19 protein-coding genes are annotated in these 21276 nt (G+C 60.2%); 14 read left to right on the forward strand and 5 right to left on the reverse strand.

All coding sequences use genetic code 11. The features are described from left to right. Nucleotides 1–111: 111 nt before the first annotated feature. Genes gatB through gatC form a run of 3 tightly spaced genes read right to left on the reverse strand, consistent with a single transcriptional unit; the run spans nucleotide 112 to nucleotide 3323 of the window. Nucleotides 112–1557, reverse strand: coding sequence for an Asp-tRNA(Asn)/Glu-tRNA(Gln) amidotransferase subunit GatB (gene gatB / locus QOM10_RS04505; RefSeq protein ID WP_007915352.1), 1446 nt, complete (start codon nucleotides 1555–1557; stop codon nucleotides 112–114). 10 nt (nucleotides 1558–1567) lie between these two features. Next, a complete protein-coding gene (gatA, locus tag QOM10_RS04510; RefSeq protein ID WP_025109475.1) occupies nucleotides 1568–3019 on the reverse strand; it encodes an Asp-tRNA(Asn)/Glu-tRNA(Gln) amidotransferase subunit GatA in 1452 nt (483 codons plus the stop codon). Between the two features lie 16 nt (nucleotides 3020–3035). Further along, entirely contained in the window at nucleotides 3036–3323 is a 288-nt protein-coding gene (gatC, locus tag QOM10_RS04515) for an Asp-tRNA(Asn)/Glu-tRNA(Gln) amidotransferase subunit GatC (RefSeq protein ID WP_007901429.1), read from the reverse strand. Between the two features lie 211 nt (nucleotides 3324–3534). On the opposite strand from gatC, the gene mreB reads away from it, so the two are divergent. From mreB to tldD, 8 genes are all read left to right on the forward strand, one after another. Beyond that, complete coding sequence (gene mreB / locus QOM10_RS04520) at nucleotides 3535–4572, forward strand: rod shape-determining protein MreB (RefSeq protein WP_002555108.1); 1038 nt, start codon at nucleotides 3535–3537, stop codon at nucleotides 4570–4572. A gap of 141 nt (nucleotides 4573–4713) precedes the next feature. Further along, nucleotides 4714–5847: a rod shape-determining protein MreC gene (gene mreC, locus QOM10_RS04525; protein ID WP_316918363.1), complete on the forward strand. Its 1134-nt coding sequence runs from the start codon at nucleotides 4714–4716 to the stop codon at nucleotides 5845–5847. Then, on the forward strand, nucleotides 5847–6338 hold the full coding sequence (gene mreD / locus QOM10_RS04530) for a rod shape-determining protein MreD (protein WP_064387931.1): 492 nt from the start codon (nucleotides 5847–5849) through the stop codon (nucleotides 6336–6338). Before mreC ends, mreD begins: the two co-directional genes overlap by 1 nt. A gap of 37 nt (nucleotides 6339–6375) precedes the next feature. Beyond that, nucleotides 6376–6972, forward strand: a complete 597-nt coding sequence (locus QOM10_RS04535; RefSeq protein ID WP_316917676.1) for a Maf family protein — start codon at nucleotides 6376–6378, stop codon at nucleotides 6970–6972. A 58-nt stretch (nucleotides 6973–7030) separates the two neighbouring features. After that, nucleotides 7031–8488 (forward strand): ribonuclease G, encoded by a 1458-nt coding sequence (gene rng, locus QOM10_RS04540; RefSeq protein WP_034154470.1) that lies wholly within the window; start codon nucleotides 7031–7033, stop codon nucleotides 8486–8488. Between the two features lie 75 nt (nucleotides 8489–8563). Beyond that, nucleotides 8564–12370 carry a YhdP family protein gene (locus QOM10_RS04545; RefSeq protein WP_316917677.1) on the forward strand — a complete coding sequence of 1269 codons (3807 nt, stop codon included), beginning with the start codon at nucleotides 8564–8566 and terminating at the stop codon, nucleotides 12368–12370. A 135-nt stretch (nucleotides 12371–12505) separates the two neighbouring features. Further along, a complete protein-coding gene (locus tag QOM10_RS04550; protein WP_316917678.1) occupies nucleotides 12506–13366 on the forward strand; it encodes a carbon-nitrogen hydrolase family protein in 861 nt (286 codons plus the stop codon). A 4-nt stretch (nucleotides 13367–13370) separates the two neighbouring features. Further along, nucleotides 13371–14813, forward strand: coding sequence for a metalloprotease TldD (gene tldD / locus QOM10_RS04555; RefSeq protein ID WP_034154473.1), 1443 nt, complete (start codon nucleotides 13371–13373; stop codon nucleotides 14811–14813). 90 nt (nucleotides 14814–14903) lie between these two features. Here tldD and yjgA read toward each other — a convergent pair whose 3' ends face one another. Beyond that, nucleotides 14904–15428, reverse strand: coding sequence for a ribosome biogenesis factor YjgA (gene yjgA, locus QOM10_RS04560; RefSeq protein ID WP_007915377.1), 525 nt, complete (start codon nucleotides 15426–15428; stop codon nucleotides 14904–14906). Nucleotides 15429–15536: 108 nt separating this feature from the next. On the opposite strand from yjgA, the gene pmbA reads away from it, so the two are divergent. From pmbA to QOM10_RS04590, 6 genes are all read left to right on the forward strand, one after another. After that, nucleotides 15537–16883: a metalloprotease PmbA gene (gene pmbA, locus QOM10_RS04565; RefSeq protein WP_127925832.1), complete on the forward strand. Its 1347-nt coding sequence runs from the start codon at nucleotides 15537–15539 to the stop codon at nucleotides 16881–16883. A gap of 251 nt (nucleotides 16884–17134) precedes the next feature. Beyond that, nucleotides 17135–17542: a hypothetical protein gene (locus tag QOM10_RS04570; RefSeq protein WP_008085087.1), complete on the forward strand. Its 408-nt coding sequence runs from the start codon at nucleotides 17135–17137 to the stop codon at nucleotides 17540–17542. Beyond that, nucleotides 17523–18899 (forward strand): class II fumarate hydratase, encoded by a 1377-nt coding sequence (locus QOM10_RS04575; RefSeq protein WP_127925834.1) that lies wholly within the window; start codon nucleotides 17523–17525, stop codon nucleotides 18897–18899. Before QOM10_RS04570 ends, QOM10_RS04575 begins: the two co-directional genes overlap by 20 nt. Nucleotides 18900–18926: 27 nt before the next feature. Further along, the gene (locus QOM10_RS04580; protein WP_016984162.1) at nucleotides 18927–19367 is read left to right on the forward strand and encodes a hypothetical protein; all 441 of its coding nucleotides are present in this window, start codon (nucleotides 18927–18929) and stop codon (nucleotides 19365–19367) included. A gap of 1 nt (nucleotide 19368) precedes the next feature. Further along, a complete protein-coding gene (locus tag QOM10_RS04585) occupies nucleotides 19369–19980 on the forward strand; it encodes a superoxide dismutase (RefSeq protein WP_122597935.1) in 612 nt (203 codons plus the stop codon). A gap of 30 nt (nucleotides 19981–20010) precedes the next feature. Further along, nucleotides 20011–20904 carry a ZIP family metal transporter gene (locus QOM10_RS04590; RefSeq protein WP_316917679.1) on the forward strand — a complete coding sequence of 298 codons (894 nt, stop codon included), beginning with the start codon at nucleotides 20011–20013 and terminating at the stop codon, nucleotides 20902–20904. Nucleotides 20905–20987: 83 nt separating this feature from the next. On the opposite strand, the gene QOM10_RS04595 is transcribed toward QOM10_RS04590, so the two are convergent. Next, the gene (locus QOM10_RS04595; RefSeq protein ID WP_038357532.1) at nucleotides 20988–21263 is read right to left on the reverse strand and encodes an HPr family phosphocarrier protein; all 276 of its coding nucleotides are present in this window, start codon (nucleotides 21261–21263) and stop codon (nucleotides 20988–20990) included. Nucleotides 21264–21276 lie beyond the last annotated feature (13 nt).

The following is a 21276-nucleotide window of genomic DNA, read 5'->3' on the forward strand; positions in this document are numbered from 1 at the left end:
GCGTGGGAATGCATCCCGTGACGCTCTGCGTCACACCGCAATGGACGCGGAGCGTCCGGGGCGGCATTCCCACGCAGAGCGTGGGAACGATCCCCGGGCGCGGGGCTAGAATCAGCCTTCGAGCTTGCTTTTCAGCAGTTCGTTCACTTGCTGCGGGTTGGCTTTGCCTTTCGACGCTTTCATCGCCTGGCCGACGAAGAAGCCGAACATCTTGCCGCGTTTGGCTTCATCCGCCGCACGATACTGTTCAACCTGCTCGGCGTTAGCCGCGAGCATTTCGTCCAGCACCGCCGAGATCGCACCGCTGTCGGTAACCTGCTTCAGGCCGCGTTTTTCGATGATCTCGTCCGCGCTGCCTTCGCCGTTGGCCATCGCTTCGAACACCACTTTGGCGATCTTGCCGGAGATGGTGTTGTCCTTGATGCGCTGCAGCATACCGCCCAACAGCTCAGCGGAAACCGGCGACTCGTCGATGTCCAGGCCTTGCTTGTTGAGCAGGCTGCCCAACTCGACCATCACCCAGTTCGCCGCCAGTTTGGCGTCGCCGCCGATGGCCGCAACCTTCTCGAAGTAATCGGCTTGCTCACGGCTGGTGGCCAGCACGTTGGCGTCGTACGCCGACAGACCGAACTGGCTCTGGAAGCGCTCGCGTTTCTGCGGTGGCAGTTCCGGCAGGGTGGCACGCACCTCGCCGAGGAACGACTCCTCGATGACCACCGGCAGCAGGTCCGGATCGGGGAAGTAACGGTAGTCGTTGGCTTCTTCTTTCGAACGCATCGGACGGGTTTCGTCCTTGTTCGGATCGTACAGACGAGTCTGCTGAATCACTTTGCCGCCGTCTTCGATCAGCTCGATCTGACGCTGGATCTCGGAGTTGATCGCCTTTTCGATAAAGCGGAACGAGTTGACGTTCTTGATCTCGCAACGCGTGCCGAACTCAACCTGGCCTTTCGGACGGATCGACACGTTGCAGTCGCAACGCAACGAACCTTCGGCCATGTTGCCGTCGCAGATGCCCAGATAACGCACCAGCGCGTGGATCGCCTTGACGTAAGCCACGGCTTCCTTGGCGCTGCGCATGTCCGGCTCGGAAACGATTTCCAGCAGCGGCGTACCGGCACGGTTCAGGTCGATGCCGGTGGCACCGTTGAATTCTTCGTGCAGGCTCTTGCCGGCGTCTTCTTCCAGGTGCGCGCGGGTGATGCCGACACGTTTGACGGTGCCGTCTTCCAGGGCGATGTCCAGGTGGCCCTTGCCGACGATCGGCAATTCCATCTGGCTGATCTGGTAACCCTTCGGCAGATCCGGGTAGAAATAGTTTTTGCGGGCGAACACGTTGTGCTGACCGATCTCGGCGTCAATCGCCAGACCGAACATCACCGCCATACGCACCGCTTCCTGGTTCAGCACCGGCAGAACGCCGGGCATGCCCAGGTCGATCAGGCTGGCCTGAGTGTTCGGCTCGGAACCGAACGTGGTGGAACTACCGGAAAAGATTTTCGACCGGGTAGTGAGCTGAGTGTGAATCTCCAGCCCGATCACGACTTCCCATTGCATGTGTGTCTCCTCAGAAGCCGGTTGGGGTGCGGGTGTGCCAGTCAGTGTTCAACTGATACTGGTGCGCAACATTGAGCAAACGGCCTTCCTGGAAATACGGCGCGAGCAGTTGCACGCCAACCGGCAGACCGTCGACAAAACCGGCCGGCATCGACAGGCCCGGCAGGCCTGCGAGGTTGGCGGTGATGGTGTAGACGTCTTCCAGATAGGCAGCGACCGGGTCGCTGTTCTTCGCGCCGAGCTTCCAGGCCGGGTTCGGCGTGGTTGGGCCGAGGATGATGTCGACTTCATTAAAGGCAGCCATGAAGTCGTTCTTCACCAGACGACGGATCTTCTGCGCTTTCAGGTAGTAGGCGTCGTAGTAACCGGCGGACAGCGCGTAGGCGCCGACCATGATCCGGCGCTGGACTTCCGGGCCGAAGCCTTCGCCACGGGAGCGCTTGTACAGGTCGATCAGGTCTTTCGGTTGCTCGCAACGGTGGCCGAAACGCACGCCGTCGAAACGCGACAGGTTGGAAGAAGCCTCTGCTGGCGCGATCACGTAGTACGCAGGGATCGCGTGCTGCATGTTCGGCAGGCTGATTTCCTTGATCACGGCACCAAGCTTCTGCAGCTCTTTGATGCTGTTCTGGATCAGCTCGGCGATGCGCGGGTCGAGACCGGCGCTGAAGTATTCCTTCGGCACGCCGATGCGCAGGCCTTGCAGCGAATCGCCCAGGCTTGCGGAGTAATCCGGAACCGGCTCGTCGATGCTGGTCGAGTCGTTCTGATCGAAGCCAGCCATACCTTGCAACAAAATTGCGCAGTCTTCGGCAGTACGCGCCAGAGGGCCGCCCTGATCGAGACTGGAGGCGTAAGCGATCATGCCCCAGCGCGAAACGCGACCGTAGGTCGGTTTCAGGCCGGTGAGGTTGGTGAACGCTGCCGGCTGACGGATCGAACCGCCGGTGTCAGTGGCCGTGGCTGCTGGCAACAGACGCGCGGCAACTGCCGCCGCCGAACCACCGGACGAACCGCCCGGTACGTGTTCCAGGTTCCACGGGTTTTTCACCGCGCCGTACCAGCTCGACTCGTTGGCCGAGCCCATGGCGAATTCGTCCATGTTGGTCTTGCCCAGGGTCACGGCACCGGCAGCGGCCAGTTTCGCGACCACGGTGGCGTCGTACGGGGCTTTGAAGTTGTCGAGCATCTTCGAGCCGCAGCTGGTGCGAATGCCCTGGGTGCAGAACAGGTCTTTGTGGGCGATCGGCGCGCCGAGCAGGGCGCCGCTCTCACCGTTGGCGCGGCGGGCATCGGCGGCTTTCGCCTGCTCGAGGGCCAGCTCTTCGGTGAGGCTGATGAAACTGTTGAGCTGCGGATCGAGCTGGGTGATGCGCGCCAGCAGGACTTTGGTCAGCTCTTCGGAGGAAAACTTTTTATCGGCGAGACCGCGGGCGATCTCGGCCAGAGTCATTTGATGCATTGCAGGCTCTTTCCCTTTAGTCGATGACTTTCGGAACCAGATACAGGCCGTTTTCGACCGCTGGTGCGATGGACTGGTAGGCCTCGCGGTGATTGGTCTCGGTCACAACGTCGGCGCGCAGGCGCTGACTGGCTTCCAGCGGGTGGGCCAGAGGCTCGATTCCGTCGGTATTAACAGCCTGCATTTCGTCGACCAGACCGAGAATGCTGTTGAGGGCGGAAGTAATGTGTGGAAGATCGGCATCATTGAGGCCAAGGCAGGCCAGATGAGCGATTTTTTCCACGTCGGAGCGTTCTAGCGCCATCGGGATTCTCCAGTGGAAAACAGAACGGACGGCGTCCGTGTGTTAGATTGTCGGAACACTACCGCACTTCTACGGTCATAAGGCCGCGATTGTGGGGCTTGGTGCACAGAAAAGCGGCCAATTTAACATATTGGCGCCTTGCCCAAAATCCCTGTCGTTGTTAGAGTTTGCCGCACTTTTTTACCCACGCGTTGCCTAGGGTCCCTTTCCCATGTTCAAGAAACTGCGTGGCATGTTTTCCAGCGATCTTTCCATTGACCTGGGCACTGCCAACACCCTTATTTACGTGCGCGAGCGCGGTATCGTCCTGAATGAGCCATCGGTTGTGGCCATTCGGACACACGGTAACCAGAAAAGTGTCGTTGCTGTCGGCACCGAGGCCAAGCGCATGCTCGGCCGTACGCCGGGCAACATTGCTGCCATTCGTCCGATGAAGGACGGCGTGATCGCCGACTTCAGCGTCTGCGAAAAGATGCTGCAATACTTTATTAACAAGGTTCACGAAAACAGCTTTCTGCAGCCTAGCCCTCGTGTGCTGATCTGCGTTCCATGCAAATCCACCCAGGTTGAGCGTCGTGCCATCCGTGAATCGGCCCTTGGCGCCGGTGCTCGTGAAGTGTTCCTGATCGAAGAGCCAATGGCTGCTGCGATCGGTGCCGGCCTGCCGGTCGAAGAAGCGCGCGGTTCGATGGTCGTGGATATCGGTGGTGGTACTACCGAAATCGCGCTGATCTCCCTGAACGGTGTGGTCTATGCCGAATCCGTCCGCGTTGGCGGCGACCGCTTCGACGAAGCGATCATCACCTACGTGCGCCGTAACTACGGCAGCCTGATCGGTGAATCCACCGCTGAACGCATCAAGCAGGAAATCGGCACGGCCTACCCGGGCGGCGAAGTTCGCGAAGTCGACGTTCGCGGTCGCAACCTGGCCGAAGGCGTTCCACGCGCATTCACCCTGAACTCCAACGAAGTGCTGGAAGCTCTGCAAGAGTCTCTGGCGACCATCGTTCAGGCCGTGAAAAGCGCCTTGGAGCAATCGCCGCCGGAACTGGCTTCCGACATCGCCGAGCGTGGCCTGGTGCTGACCGGTGGTGGCGCGCTGCTGCGTGACCTCGACAAGTTGCTGGCCCAGGAAACCGGTCTGCCAGTGATCGTTGCCGAAGATCCGCTGACCTGTGTTGCTCGCGGCGGTGGCCGTGCATTGGAAATGATGGATAAGCACACCATGGACCTGCTCTCGAGCGAATAAGTCGCCGAGTGCAATACGTGGGTGAACGCGCAGGCAGCACTTTGCAGTGCTGCCTGTTGGCGTTTATCTTCTGTCAGTCTTCATCCAGGCCGGTTTGATGCCGTATGAATAAACAGAACATTTGCCTGGGAGGAGCGGCTTATTAAACCGCTTTTCGCCAAAGGCCCTTCGTTGGGTGTGCGCCTGTTGGTGCTGGCCGTGCTGTCGGTCGCACTGATGGTGGTCGATGCCCGCTTCGACCTGCTCAAGCCTGCGCGCAAACAAGCGTCGCTGGTGTTGATGGACGCCTACTGGATTACCGATCTGCCGGGACGCCTGTGGGAAGGGATTGCCAGCCAGTTCGGCAGTCGCACCGAACTGGTCGCCGAAAACGAAAAACTCAAGACCGAAAATCTGCTGTATCAGGGTCGCATGCAAAAGCTTGCCGCCCTTACCGAGCAGAACGTTCGGCTGCGCGAGTTGCTCAATTCCTCTGCGCTGGTCAACGAAAAGGTCGAAGTGGCCGAGCTGATCGGCATGGACCCCAATCCCTTCACCCATCGCATCATCATCAATAAAGGTGAGCGCGATGGCGTGGTGCTGGGTCAACCGGTGCTCGATGCACGCGGCTTGATGGGCCAGGTGGTCGAGTTGATGCCTTACACTTCCCGTGTATTGCTGTTGACCGATACCACCCACAGCATTCCAGTACAGGTTAACCGTAACGGTCTGCGCGCGATTGCCAGCGGCACCGGCAACCCCGAGCGCCTGGAATTGCGTCACGTCGCCGACACGGCCGATATCAAGGAAGGCGATCTGCTGGTCAGTTCCGGTCTCGGCCAGCGCTTCCCGGCCGGTTATCCGGTTGCCACGGTGAAGGAAGTCATCCACGATTCCGGCCAGCCGTTCGCGATCGTCCGCGCCGTGCCGACTGCCGCACTCAATCGCAGTCGCTACCTGCTGCTGGTGTTCAGCGACAATCGTACCGCCGAAGAGCGCGCCAACGATGCCGCGCAAGCCCAGGAGAATCTTGACGCCTTTGGCGGTGGCCCGATTATTCCGGCCACTGTGCCGAAGACCGTGACCTCTCCTGCTGCGGCGCCGGCCAATGCCACGCCTGCAGCACCTGCGGCCAATGCGGCTCCCACCCAACCCGCTGCAAGCAAACCGCCAGCGGCTGCCAAACCACCGGCAGCGACTCCGGCGGCAAGCAAACCTCCAGCTGCCCAGCCCGCTGCACGACCTGCGGCCAAACCGCCTGTCAGCGCACCGGCGACAACCGGGAGACAAGAATAATGGTCGGGGCTACCGCATCGCGAAACGGCTGGATTGTCTGGCTGACGTTTCTCGTTGGCCTGCTGCTCAGCGTGTCACCGTTGCCGATTTTCATGGAGATCCTGCGCCCGTTATGGCTGGCCTTGCTCCTGACATTCTGGGCGTTGTATATGCCGCACACGGTCGGCATGGTCACGGCGTTCTGTCTGGGGCTGGCCGAAGACGTCCTGCAAGGCGACTTGTTCGGGCAGAACGCGCTGATCCTGACCTTGATCACCTTCCTGGTGCTGTCGTTGCAACAACGCCTGCGAATGTTCCCGATGTGGCAGCAATGCCTGGTCATCCTGGTGATCTTCGGTCTCGCGCAACTGGTGCAATTGTGGCTCAGCGCCTTGACCGGCAACCGTCAGCCAACGCTGGCACTGGTGTTACCGGCGCTGGTCAGTGCCTTGCTCTGGCCTTGGGTCAGCTTTGCCCTTCGCGGACTACGCCGACGCTACAAAATCAATTGAGCCGGTGAAGCTGGGCACTGAACAGGGAGATGTTTTGATGAAGCCGCTTTACCTCGCCTCCGGATCGCCGCGTCGCCGTGAATTGCTCGCGCAGATCGGCGTTCCGTTTTCCGCCATCAGTGCGGATATCGACGAAACCCCAATACCCGAAGAATCGCCGTCGGCCTATGTCGAGCGTCTGGCACGCGGCAAGGCCGAGGCCGGGCGCCGTACCGTCGTGTCTGCTCAGTCATTCTGCGTGCTGGGTGCCGATACCGCCGTGGTGCTGGACGGCAAAATTCTTGGCAAACCGGTGGACGAAGCCGATGCATGCGCCATGCTGATGATGTTGTCCGGCAAGGAGCATGAAGTGCTGACCGCCATCGCCGTGCTCGAAGGCGATCATTGCGAGTCACGGGTGGTGCGCAGTCTGGTGCGGTTCCGGCCGATCAGCGAGGATGAAGCCGCCGCCTATTGGGCCAGCGGCGAACCGCAGGACAAGGCCGGCGGTTATGGCATTCAGGGCCTCGGCGCGGTGTTTGTCGCGGGGCTCAGTGGTAGTTATTCGGCGGTGGTCGGGCTGCCAGTTTGCGAAACCGCAGAACTGTTGGGCCATTTCGGCATACCCTGTTGGCAAAACCTGAACGCGCAATAAGCGTCGTACGAATCCAGATGCGGCCATTATCGTGAACATGCCTGAACGAGATCCTGCCATGAGTGAAGAGATTCTGATCAACATCACGCCGATGGAGTCGCGCGTGGCGGTGGTCGAAAACGGTGTGCTGCAAGAAGTCCATGTTGAGCGCACGCAAAAGCGCGGGATCGTCGGCAACATCTATAAAGGCAAGATCGTCCGCGTGCTGCCGGGTATGCAGGCGGCCTTCGTCGACATCGGCCTGGATCGCGCGGCATTCATTCACGCCGCCGAAATCTCCCTGCGCGAAGGCCCGGCGGTGGAAAGCATCAGTGCGCTGGTGCACGAAGGCCAAAGCCTTGTCGTGCAAGTCACCAAGGATCCGATCGGTTCCAAAGGCGCGCGTCTGACCACGCAACTGTCGATCCCGTCGCGCTATCTGGTGTACATGCCGCGTACTGCCCACGTCGGCATTTCCCTGAAAATCGAAGACGAAGCCGAGCGCGAACGCCTCAAGCAAGTGGTCAGCGATTGCGTGGCCAAGGAAGGGATCAAGGAGGCGGGCGGTTTCATTCTGCGCACTGCCGCCGAAGGCGCTGGCGCCGATGAAATTCTCATGGACATCCGTTATCTGCGTCGCTTGTGGGACCAGATCAACGAACAGATCAAGACCATTTCCGCGCCGAGCGTGATCTACGAAGACCTTGGTCTGGCGCTGCGTACCCTGCGTGATCTGGTCAACCCGAAGATCGAGAAGATTCGCATCGATTCCCGGGAAACGTTCCAGAAAACCACGCAGTTCGTCGCCGAACTGATGCCGGAGATCGCTGATCGTCTGGAACACTACCCGGGTGAGCGGCCGATTTTCGACCTGTACGGTGTCGAAGACGAAATCCAGAAAGCCCTCGAACGCAAGGTGCCGCTGAAATCCGGTGGCTATCTGGTGGTGGATCCGGCGGAAGCCATGACCACCATCGATGTGAATACCGGGGCTTTCGTCGGCCATCGCAACCTCGAAGAAACCATCTTCAAGACCAATCTCGAAGCGGCTACCGCAATTGCCCGGCAAATGCGCCTGCGCAACCTGGGCGGGATCATCATCATCGACTTCATCGACATGGAAGATGAAGAGCACCAGCGCCAGGTGCTGCGCACTCTGGAAAAACAGCTGGAGCGCGATCACGCCAAGACCAACATCATCGGCATCACCGAGTTGGGCCTGGTGCAGATGACCCGCAAGCGCACCCGCGAAAGTCTCGAACAAGTGCTGTGCGAACCGTGCAGCAGTTGCCAGGGGCGCGGCAAACTGAAAACTGCGGAAACCATCTGTTACGAGATCTTCCGCGAAATTCTCCGTGAAGCCCGCGCCTATCAGGCCGAGGGCTACCGAGTGTTGGCGAACCAGAAAGTGGTCGACCGTTTGCTCGACGAAGAATCCGGTAACGTTGCCGAACTTGAAGGCTTCATCGGCCGCACCATACGCTTCCAGGTGGAAACCATGTATTCCCAGGAACAATATGACGTGGTGCTGCTCTGAACCCCTGCGTCACACCTTTTTCACCGCGGCTGGCCTCAGCTTTTCGCAGTATTTTTGCCATGGGAGCCAACTGACATGGAGCGTCTGACACGCATTTTGGCCGCAATCACCCGCTGGGGGCTGGGCCTGTGCGCGTTGGTTTTGGTATTGATGGCGTTGTACGTCAGTCTCGGCCGCGAACTGACGCCGTTGGTGGCCGAATATCGCGCCGACATCGAAGACAAGGCCAGTGCCGCCCTCGGCATGCCGTTGCAGATCGGCGAGCTGGAGGGCAACTGGAGCGGTTTTGCGCCGATCCTGCTGGCTCACGATGTGATGGTCGGCTCAGGCGCCAATGCGCTGCGTCTGGATCGGGTGCGGGCGGTGCCGGATCTGTGGGCCAGCCTGTTGGCGCGCGAAGTGCGCATTGCCCACCTGGAACTCAACGGCCTGAAAATCAGCTTCAAGGAAGCCGAGGACGGCAGTTGGGCGCTGGAAGGTCTGCCGATACAGAACGATCAGCCGCTCGATCCGCAACAGTTGTTCAATCGCTCGCAAATGATTCAGCAACTGTCGGTGCTCGACAGTCAGGTGACCTTGCAACCGCTGGATCACGCGCCGCTGACCCTCACCTATGTCGGCCTCAATCTGAAAACCGGCGCCAGCCGTCAACGGCTCGATGCTCGTTTGACCTTGCCGGATGGTCAGCCCGTCGCGCTGAGCCTGCGCACGCGAATTCGCCCCGACCAATTGAAGGACAGTGTGGTAGACGGTTACGCCAGCCTGCCGCAAAGCGACTGGTCGAAGTGGCTGCCAGAACGCCTTACCCAACAATGGAATTTTTCCGAGATCAAGGCCGGTGGTGAACTCTGGGTCAACTGGGCCAAGGGCACGCTGCAGAGTGCCGCGTTACGCTTGAATGCTCCGCAACTGACCGGCGCCTATGCCGATCGCAAGCCGATCCAGATCAATAATCTGGCGCTTAACGCCTACTACGAAAACAGTGATGAGGGTGCGACCGTTACCCTCGATTCACTGGCGATGAGTTTCGGCGAGAACCGTTGGGAGTCGCATGTACAGCTGAAGCAGACGCGTGCGACCGACAAGGTGGACGAGCTCTGGCACTTGCAGGCGGATCTTCTCGATCTGACCCCGATCACTCCACTGCTGAATGCGTTGGGGCCGTTGCCGCAAGGTTTCGCCACGGCCGTTGATCATTTGAAAGTCACCGGTGGTCTGCGCAACGTGCTGCTGGATTTTCGCCCCAATGCCACCGATGGCAACAAATTCAGTTTCGCCACCAATCTGGACAATGTTGGTTTCGACGCCTATCACGGCGCTCCGGCAGCACGAAACGTCAGTGGCAGCCTCAGTGGCAACCTTGACGGTGGCGAGTTGCGCCTAGACAGCAAGGATTTTGTCCTGCACCTCGATCCGATTTTCGCCAAGCCATGGCAGTACATTCAGGCCAACGCCCGGCTGACCTGGAAGCTCGATAAAGACGGCTTCACCCTGATCGCGCCATACCTGAAGGTGCTCGGCGAGGAGGGCAAGATTGCCGGTGATTTCCTGATTCGTCTGCATTTCGACCATAGCCAGGAAGACTACATGGACCTGCGGGTCGGTCTGGTCGAGGGCGACGGTCGCTACACCGCCAAATACCTGCCCGAAGTCCTGAGCCCGGCGCTTGACGAGTGGCTGCGCACGGCCATCCTCAAAGGTGCTGTCGATCAGGGCTTCTTCCAGTATCAGGGCTCGCTGAACAAGAACGCCGGGGAGGCCGACCGCAGCATCAGCCTGTTCTTCAAGGTGCACGATGCCGAACTGGCGTTCCAGCCGGGCTGGCCGCACGTGAGCAAGGTCAGTGGTGACGTGTTCATCGAAGACAGTGGCGTACGGATCTGGGCCAATAAGGGGCAGTTGCTCGACACCCAGGTCAGCGATGTATTCGTCAACATTCCCCAGGTACCGGCCGGGCAACACACGCACATGTATCTCGATGGCGCGTTTGCCGGTGGCCTCGGTGATGGCCTGAAAATCCTTCAGGACGCACCGATCGGTACCGGTGAGACCTTTGCCGGTTGGGAAGGCGCGGGCGATCTGCAAGGCAAGCTCAAGCTCGATATCCCGTTGGACAAGGGCGGTGACCAGCCGAAAATCCTCGTCGACTTCAAAACCGCCAATGCGCGGCTGAAACTGGCTGAGCCGAAACTGGAGCTGACTCAGCTCAAAGGCGATTTCCGCTTTGACAGCGGCAAAGGCCTCAGCGGGCAGAACATCGCCGCGCGTGCCTTCGACAAACCGGTGACTGCGCAGATCTTCGCCGATGGCAGCCCTGGCAAACTCAGGACTCGGGTGGCGGCATCCGGGCAGGTCGAAGTGAAGAAACTCACCGACTGGCTGGGTGTGAGCCAACCGTTGCCGGTATCCGGGACCATTCCCTATCAGTTGCAGCTCAATCTCGACGGTGCCGACAGCCAGTTGATGGTCAGTTCCAGCATGAAAGGTGTGGCGGTGGACTTGCCCGCGCCGTTCGGTATGGCGGCGGATGTCGGTCGCGACACGGTGTTCCGCATGACCTTGCAGGGGCAGGAGCGGCGTTACTGGGTCAATTACGACCAACTGGCCAATTTCACCTTTGCGGCACCGCCGAGCAATTTTGCCGAGGGCCGTGGCGAGTTGTTCCTCGGGGCCGGCGAAGCGGTGCTGCCGGGCGCCAAAGGCTTGCGGATTCGCGGGGTGCTTTCGCAGCTGGATGTCGCGCCGTGGCAGGACCTGGTCAACAAATACGCCGGGCAGGATCCGGGCGGCAGTGCCAAGCAATTGCTCAGCAGTGCTGATTTCAAGGTCGGCAAACTCACGGCATTCGGGACGACACTGGATCAGGCGTCGGTGCAGGTCAATCGCAAGCCAGGCACCTGGAATCTGTCCCTCGACAGCCAGCAGGCCAAAGGCTCGGCGAGCCTGCCGGACGCCAAGGGCGTGCCGATTGCGGTCAATTTGCAGTACGTGAAACTGCCAGCACCGGACCCGACGGTTCAAGCTGACGAGAACTCGCCGGATCCGTTGGTATCGGTCGATCCGACGAAAATTCCGGCGCTGGATATCACCATCAATCAACTGTTCCTCGGCCCGGATCTGGTCGGCGGCTGGTCGCTGAAGGTGCGCCCGACCGCCAAAGGCATCGCTCTGAACAACCTCGACATGGGCCTAAAAGGCATCCTGTTGCAGGGTAATGGCGGCTGGGAAGGCACGCCGGGTGCAACCAATAGCTGGTTCAAAGGCCGGATTGGCGGCAAGAACCTTGCTGATGTCCTCAAGGGCTGGGGCTTTGCTCCAAGCGTGACCAGTGAAGAATTCCACATGGACGTCGATGGCCGCTGGCCGGGCTCGCCGGCATGGCTGGCGACCAAGCGCTTCTCTGGCACCCTCGATGCATCGTTGAACAAAGGCCAGTTTGTTGAAGTGGAAGGCGGCGCGCAGGCATTGCGGGTGTTCGGTCTGCTTAACTTCAACTCCATCGGCCGGCGTTTGCGTCTGGATTTCTCTGATCTGTTCGGCAAAGGCTTGAGCTACGACCGGGTCAAAGGCCTGCTGGTGGCAAACAATGGCGTGTATGTCACCCGTGAGCCGATTCGCCTGACCGGTCCTTCAAGCAATCTGGAACTGGACGGCACTCTGGATCTGGTCGGCGACAAGGTCGACGCCAAATTGTTAGTGACCTTGCCGGTGACCAACAACCTGCCGATCGCTGCGCTGATCGTCGGCGCACCAGCGGTCGGCGGCGCGTTGTTCCTGATCGACAAGCTGATCGGTGATCGGGTGGCGCGCTTTGCCAGTGTGAAGTACACCGTCAAAGGCCCATGGAAAGAGCCGAAAATCACCTTCGACAAGCCTTTTTGAGTAGCATGACCCTATTCCCGATGTAGGAGCTGCCGCAGGCTGCGATCTTTTGATTTTGTTTTTGACGAGCCAGATCAAAAGATCGCAGCCTGCGGCAGCTCCTACACGGTTATGTGCAGATTCCGAGGAGCGGCCATGTCTTTAGCGGTGATTCAAATGGTCAGCCAGAGCGACGTGCTGGCCAATCTGGCTCAGGCCCGGCGCCTGCTCGAACAGGCTGCGGCCGGTGGCGCGAAGCTGGCGGTGCTGCCGGAAAACTTCGCTGCCATGGGCCGTCGTGACGTTGCTGACATCGGCCGCGCCGAGGCGCTCGGCGAAGGACCGATCCTGTCGTGGTTGAAACAGACCGCCCGCGACCTCAAGTTATGGATAGTGGCTGGCACCTTGCCGTTGCCGCCGGTGGATCAGCCGACGGGCAAGGCTAATGCCTGCTCGCTGCTGGTCAATGAGTATGGCGAAATCGTTGCCCGCTATGACAAGTTGCATCTGTTCGATGTCGATGTGGCGGACAATCGCGGCCGTTACCGCGAATCCGATGACTATGCTTATGGCAGTGGCGTCGTGGTTGCCGACACGCCGGTGGGCAAGCTCGGTCTGACTGTGTGTTATGACTTGCGCTTTCCCGAGTTGTACAGCGAATTGCGAGCCGCCGGTGCCGAGCTGATTACCGCTCCGTCGGCCTTTACTGCGGTGACCGGCGCAGCGCATTGGGATGTGCTGATTCGCGCGCGGGCCATCGAGACCCAGTGTTATGTGCTGGCCGCAGCGCAGGGCGGAACCCATCCGGGACCGCGGGAAACCTTCGGCCATGCAGCGATCATCGACCCGTGGGGCCGCGTGCTGGCGAGTCAGGATCAAGGCGAAGCGGTGTTGTTGGCCGAACGCGATAGCGATGAACAAGCGTCCATCAGGGCGCGAATGCCGGTGACGAGTCATCGACGGTTTTTCTCGCAGGGCGCCCAGCGGCCTGCTTCAGAACACGAATTTAAGGCGTAAACCTATGAGCGAGTTGTTGTCCTCAGTCAGTGATCACCTGTTGGCGCCCGGCGGCGTGACGATCGAGAGCCTGCAAGGCGTGCTCGGCGATCTGGCCGGCCCCGGCATCGATGCTGCCGACCTGTATTTCCAGGGCCAGATCTCAGAGTCCTGGGCGCTGGAAGACGGCATCGTCAAGGAAGGCAGCTTCAACCTCGATCAGGGTGTCGGCGTCCGCGCGCAGTCCGGTGAAAAAACCGGTTTTGCCTACAGCAACGCGATCACCCTCGAAGCCCTTGGCGCAGCGGCCCGTGCCGCGCGCTCGATCTCCCGCGCCGGGCAGAACGGTACGGTGCAGGCGTTCACCACGCAGGATGTCGCGCAACTGTACGCGCCGGACAACCCGCTGGAAGTGCTGAGCCGCGCCGAGAAGGTTGAACTGCTCAAGCGTATCGATGTGGCTACCCGCGCGCTCGACCCGCGTATACAGCAGGTCAGCGTCAGCATGGCTGGCGTCTGGGAGCGGATTCTGGTGGCGTCCACCGACGGCGGGCTGGCGGCGGATGTGCGCCCGCTGGTGCGTTTCAACGTCAGCGTCATCGTTGAGCAGAATGGTCGTCGCGAGCGCGGCGGGCACGGCGGCGGCGGGCGTACCGACTACCGTTATTTCCTCGCCGAAGACCGCGCCATGGGTTATGCCCGTGAGGCGCTGCGTCAGGCGCTGGTGAATCTGGAAGCAATTCCGGCACCGGCCGGTACGTTGCCGGTGGTGTTGGGTTCGGGCTGGTCTGGCGTGCTGTTGCACGAAGCCGTCGGCCACGGTCTGGAAGGCGACTTCAACCGCAAGGGCAGCTCGGCGTACAGCGGGCGCATGGGCGAAATGGTTGCTTCCAAGCTGTGCACCATCGTCGATGACGGCACCTTGAGCGGCCGTCGCGGTTCGTTGAGTGTCGATGACGAAGGCACGCCGACCGAGTGCACCACGCTGATCGAAAACGGCGTACTCAAGGGCTATATGCAGGACAAGCTCAACGCGCGCCTGATGGGTGTGGCTCGTACCGGTAACGGTCGTCGTGAGTCCTATGCGCACCTGCCGATGCCACGGATGACCAACACCTACATGCTGGGTGGCGAAAGCGATCCGGCGGAAATCATTGCTTCGGTGAAGAAAGGCATCTACTGCGCCAACCTCGGCGGCGGTCAGGTCGATATCACCAGCGGCAAGTTCGTGTTCTCCACCAGCGAGGCGTACCTGATCGAAGACGGCAAGATCACTGCGCCGGTCAAAGGCGCGACGTTGATCGGCAACGGCCCCGAGGCGATGAGCCGGGTGTCGATGGTCGGTAATGATCTGGCGCTGGACAGCGGTGTGGGCACGTGCGGCAAGGATGGGCAATCGGTGCCGGTAGGCGTCGGTCAGCCGACGTTGAAAATCGATGCGATCACCGTGGGTGGCACGGGCGCATAAGAAACGTGTGTAGGAGCTGCCGCAGGCTGCGATCTTTGCTCTTAAGATCAAAAGATCGCAGCCTTCGGCAGCTCCTACAGGGGCGAGATATCAACGCAGGCCGCGTTGAGTCTCGTCCAGCTCACGGATGTACTTGAAGATCTTGCGGCTGGAAGCAGGAGGTTTGTTTTGCGCAACCTCGTGCTGAGCCTGACGGATCAGGGAACGCAGTTGCTGGCGATCGGCGTCCGGGTACTCGACGACGAATTTCTCCAGCACGGCATCGTCGCCCGCGATCAGGCGATCACGCCAGCGTTCGAGATTGTGGAAACGCTCGTTGTACTGACGAGTCGAGGCATCGAGTTGATCGAGCAGCGTGAGAATCGCGTCAGTGTCCTGATCGCGCATCAGTTTGCCGATGAACTGCAAGTGCCGTTTACGCGCGATGTTCGCGGTGTGCTTGGGCGCATCGGCCAGAGCCCGGCGCATGGCGTCGGTCAGCGGCAGTTTTGCGATCAAGTCTGGCTTGAGTGTGGTCAGGCGCTCGCCGAGGTCAACCAGAGCATGCAGCTCGCGTTTGACCTGAGATTTGCTTTTTTCTCCCGTATCGAGGGAGTCGTCGTAAGAATCAACCATGGTGGCAGTCCGCAAAGAAACGCCGCCATGATAACCAGTCGGGGGCCGCTTGTCCGGCCCGGTCGCTCGATGACCCCAGCCGAAAGCAGAATTTGAGTGGAGATGAGCATGAGTGCAGTTCAAAGCGTCGGCCCGCAGGCATTGCCGGCACTGCAGGAACAAGTCGAGCAGATCATCGCCGAAGCCAAGCGTCAGGGCGCCAGTGCCTGCGAAGTCGCGGTGTCGCTCGAGCAGGGGCTGTCGACTTCGGTGCGCCAGCGCGAGGTCGAAACGGTCGAGTTCAATCGTGATCAGGGCTTTGGCATCACGCTGTATGTAGGTCAGCGCAAAGGCTCGGCCAGTACCTCGGCGACCGGTCCGGATGCGATTCGCGAAACCGTCGCTGCGGCGCTGGCCATCGCCAAGCATACGTCGGAAGACGAGGCTTCTGGTCTGGCTGATGCAGCGTTGATGGCCAAGGAACAGCACGATTTTGACCTTTTCCACGAGTGGGACATCACCCCGGAGCAGGCTATCGAGAAGGCTTTGCTCTGTGAAGCGGCGGCGTTCGACGCCGATGCGCGGATCAAGAACGCAGACGGCACTACCCTGAGCACCCATCAGGGCTGCCGGGTTTACGGCAACAGCCACGGTTTCATTGGCGGCTACGCATCGACCCGACACAGCCTGAGTTGCGTGATGATTGCCGAGGCCGACGGCCAGATGCAGCGCGATTACTGGTACGACGTGAGCCGCCAGGGCAATCTGCTGGCGGATCCGGTGAGCATTGGTCAGCGTGCGGCGCAACGCGCAGCGAGCCGTCTGGGCGCGCGTCCGGTGCCGACTTGCGAGGTGCCAGTGCTGTTTTCCGCAGAGCTGGCGGGCGGTTTGTTCGGCAGCTTCCTCTCAGCGGTGTCCGGCGGCAGCCTGTATCGCAAATCGTCGTTCCTTGAAGGCACTTTGGGGCAGAAGCTGTTCCCGGAATGGCTGACCATTGATGAGCGTCCGCACTTGATGCGGGCGATGGGCAGTGCTTCGTATGACGGTGATGGTCTGGCAACGTATGCCAAACCGTTCGTCGAAAAAGGCGAGTTGGTGTCGTACATCCTCGGTACTTACTCCGGGCGCAAACTCGGCATGCCGAGCACCGCCAATGCTGGCGGCGTGCATAACCTGTTCGTGACCCATGGCGATGAAGACCAGGCTGCGCTGTTGAAGCGTATGGGGCGTGGCTTGCTGGTCACTGAGTTGATGGGCCATGGCTTGAACATGGTCACCGGCGATTATTCGCGCGGGGCGGCAGGCTTCTGGGTCGAAAACGGCGAAATCCAGTTTGCGGTGCAGGAAGTGACCATCGCCGGCAACATGCGTGACATGTTCAAGCAGATCGTTGCCGTGGGTAATGATCTGGAGTTGCGCAGCAACATTCGCACCGGTTCGGTGTTGATCGAGCGGATGACGGTGGCGGGCAGCTAACCCCCAGTCGTCACACCAAAAAGGCGCGCCACCTCATTGGGTGGCGCGCCTTTTTTATTGGCGCCACACAAAACCAATGTGGGAGCGAGCCTGCTCGCGAAAGCGATTTTACTGTCGACCGCCAGGGTGACTGACAGGACGCCTTCGCGAGCAGGCTCGCTCCCACCCTGAAATCTGCATCGCTCGGTACTCTTGTTTTGGTTCTCATTATCATCTAATAATAAATCTCATTAACGGATGAGCCCCGGATCATGAGTTCTGCCTTGCACGAGCAGCCGTACCTCGAAAGCTGGCGCTGGATGAGTCGCCAGATCCGTTGCGCGATGGATCCTGACGAGCCGCGCCTGATCGAACATTACCTGGCCGAAGGCCGGTATCTGTCTTGTTGCACCGCGACCTCGCCCTGGATGGTCGCCGAAACCTCTTTCCGTTTGCTGCTCGACACCGCCACCGACATCGCTTTGCCGTGGCACTGGCGCAGCCTCTGTCTCGATCAAGCCTGGCGTCCGTTGCGTGAAATGGAGCGCCTTTCTCTGTGCAAATGCCGGCTTAAACGCTGGCAGCGCTACACCTGGCAGCTCGCCACTTGCGAGTTGCTTCCCTCGATTCCTCTCATTGAATTAGTCCAAGGATTTACCGATGACCAAGACACGTATTGAGCGCGACAGCATGGGCGAACTGCAGGTGCCGGTGGACGCTCTCTACGGCGCGCAAACCCAGCGCGCAGTGGATAACTTCCCGATCAGCGGCAAGCCGATGCCGACGCAATTCATCCGCGCACTGATCCTCGCCAAAGCGGCCGCCGCTCGCGCCAACGTTGAACTCAACCAAATCAGCGCCGCACAGGGCAAAGCCATCAGCGACGCCGCGCAAGGCTTGCTCGAAGGCGATTTCATGCAGCATTTTCCGGTGGATATTTTCCAGACCGGTTCCGGTACCAGTTCCAACATGAACGCCAATGAAGTGATTGCCACCCTCGCCAGTCGTCTGCTCGGCGAGCCGGTGAACGCCAATGATCACGTCAATTGCGGGCAGAGCAGCAACGACATCATTCCGACCACCATCCACGTCAGCGCCGCGCTGGCCCTCCATGAACAACTGCTGCCGGCGCTGCTGCACCTGGTGCAAGTGATCGAACAAAAGGCCGGGCAAGTGCATCACCACGTCAAAACCGGCCGCACGCATTTGATGGACGCGATGCCGGTGCGCATGAGCCAGGTACTCAATGGCTGGGCGCAGCAGCTCAAGGCCAACATCGCTCATCTGCAGGATCTGCTGCCAAGCCTGCAATCGCTGGCGCAGGGCGGCACAGCGGTCGGCACCGGGATCAACGCGCACCCTGAGTTCGCCGCGCGTTTCAGCCGCCAGTTGAGCCAATTGACCGACGTGCAATTCACCCCGGGCAAAGACTTGTTTGCGCTGATCGGTTCGCAAGACACCGCCGTCGCCGTCTCCGGCCAGCTCAAAGCCATCGCCGTCACTTTGATGAAAATCGCCAACGACCTGCGCTGGATGAACTCCGGCCCGCTCGCCGGCCTTGGTGAGATCGAGCTGGAAGCCCTGCAACCGGGCTCGTCGATCATGCCAGGCAAGGTCAATCCGGTGATTCCGGAAGCCACCGCCATGGTCGCCGCACAAGTCATCGGCAACGATTCGGTGATCACCATCGCCGGCCAGTCGGGCAACTTCGAACTCAACGTGATGCTGCCGATCATCGCGCAGAACCTGCTGAGCAGCATCGAACTGCTGGCCAACTCCAGCCGCCTGCTCGGCGACAAAGCCATTGCCACTTTCAAGGTCAACGAATCGCGCCTGAAGGAAGCGTTGTCGCGCAATCCGATTCTGGTCACTGCGCTCAACCCGATCATCGGTTACCAGAAAGCCGCCGAAATCGCCAAGCAGGCCTACAAGGAAGGCCGCGCGGTGATCGACGTCGCGCTGGAGCACACCGACCTGTCGCGCAGCCAACTGGAAGAGTTGCTCAATCCCGAGAAACTCACCGCCGGCGGCGTATAAACCCCGCAACCGCTTTGGAGGCTCACCATGGAGCACTGGAAACGCACGATCGAACGGGCCAATCGCTGCTTCATGCTGGGCGAACTGATCGACGCCCGTGAGGCGTACCTGCAAGCCCTGGCCCTGGCGCAAGTGTTGTTCGAACGTTGGGCAGATGCCGACGAAGCGGTGGCGGCCTGCGTCATCTCGCACCACAACCTCGCGGATTTGCACTTGCGTCTGAATCAGCCGGAGGAGAGCGCCGAATACCTCTGCGCTATTCACCAACGGCTGCTGCAAACCATGCAGGACGAACGTCAGCGCCTGGCCTTGCGTGAAGCGGCGCTGCGCCAGAGCAGCAAGACCTACGTCGAGCTGCTGAATTTCATCAGCGAACACGGCGAATACCCGCGTACCCAGCGTCTGCTGCACCCGGATACCGGCAATGCGCGCCGCGCGCCTGCCCCACATCACCATGGAGTCCATTGAAATGGCTTTTACCTTGCCTGCCTTGCCTTACGCCTACGACGCTCTTGAGCCGCATATCGATGCACAGACCATGGAGATTCACTACACCAAGCATCACCAGACTTACATCAACAACCTCAACGCCGCTGTAGAAGGCACTGAGTACGCTGAATGGCCGGTAGAAAAACTCGTCGCCAGTGTTCAGCAACTGCCGGAAAAACTCCGTGCGGCGGTGATCAATCAGGGCGGCGGTCACGCCAATCACTCGCTGTTCTGGGAAGTGATGGTGCCGAGCGGTGGCGGCAAGCCGGATGGTGCGTTGGCCAAGGCCATCGATGAGCAACTGGGTGGCCTCGACAGCTTCAAGGAAGCCTTCACCAAAGCCGCACTGACCCGATTCGGCAGCGGCTGGGCCTGGCTCAGCGTGACCCCGGAGAAAAAACTGATCGTGGAGAGCAGCGGCAACCAGGACAGCCCGTTGATGAATGGCAACACGCCGATCCTCGGTCTCGACGTCTGGGAGCACGCCTACTACTTGCGCTATCAGAACCGCCGCCCCGAATACATCAATGCGTTCTACAACGTAATCAATTGGCCTGAAGTGGCTGCGCGCTATCAGGCCGCACTGGTTTAAGTCTTCTATAAAAAAAATCCAAGGCTGACTATGGGCACTGAAACACTGGCGATCGGAAGTGGGCGTATGTTTCGTTACGCAGTGGGATCGCTGTTGCTGTTGGCGGGCATGACCTTGCTGGTCGCCCACGGGCTGGAATGGCTGAACCTCGAACCGAGGCTGTTGCGGGCGTTGCAGGGTGGTGCGATCTGCGCCCTGGGCACGGCACTTGGCGCTGTGCCGGTGCTGGTGATTCGGCGTATGCCGCAGGCGCTCAGCGATACGTTGCTGGGGTTTGGCGCCGGCGTGATGCTAGCGGCGACGGCGTTTTCGCTGATCGTACCGGGAATTGCCGCCGCCGAAAGCCTGGGTCTGACTCCGTGGGGTGCCAGCGGCCTGATCTGCTTCGGCATCATGCTCGGCGCTTTCGGGCTGTATCTGGTCGATCGCAAAGTTTCCGGCGCCTCACCGGAAATGCTCGTCGGCACGGTCGAACATCCGGTCATTCCGCCGCGGATCTGGTTGTTCGTGTTTGCCATCATTGCCCATAACATCCCTGAAGGTATGGCCGTCGGCGTGTCTGCCGGTGGCGGCATGCCGGATGCGGACAGTCTGGCCATGGGCATCGCTTTACAGGATGTGCCGGAAGGTCTGGTGATTGCATTGGTCTTGGCCGGGGCAGGGATGTCGCGGGTCAAAGCATTTTTAATCGGAGCGGCGTCAGGTCTGGTCGAGCCGGTGTTTGCGCTGCTGTGTGCCTGGCTGGTCGGTCTGGCGCAGGTATTGTTGCCGATAGGTCTGGCACTGGCGGCGGGGGCGATGTTGCTGGTGGTGACCCACGAGGTCATCCCGGAATCACGACGCCATGGTCATGAAAAACTGGCCAGTCTTGGCTTGTTGATCGGGTTTTGTCTGATGATGGTGATGGATACGGCGTTGGGTTGAAGTAGATCAACAGATCGCAGCCTTCGGCAGCTCTTACGGGGAAGATTTGTGCGTCGCGGGCTGCGATTTTTTGCCTCAGGTTTTCAACCACCTTCGCCGAAGTAGTCGTTGATCAGATCAACCAATGCCTGCAAGGCTTCATCAGCCTGTTCACCCTCGGTACTCAGTTGGATGACCGTACCCTTGCCGGCAGCTAGCATCATCATGGCCATGATGCTTTTTCCGTCGACCATGGATTCGGGAGTGCGCCCGACTCTGATAGTACAATTCTTGAACTCGCCAGCAACCCCGACAAACTTGGCCGATGCGCGGGCATGCAGGCCCAGCTTGTTGATGATTTCGATTTCCAGAGCAGGCATCGCGGTGTGAATC

Source organism: Pseudomonas sp. P108 (genome assembly GCF_032613195.1).
Classification (GTDB): Bacteria; Pseudomonadota; Gammaproteobacteria; order Pseudomonadales; family Pseudomonadaceae; genus Aquipseudomonas.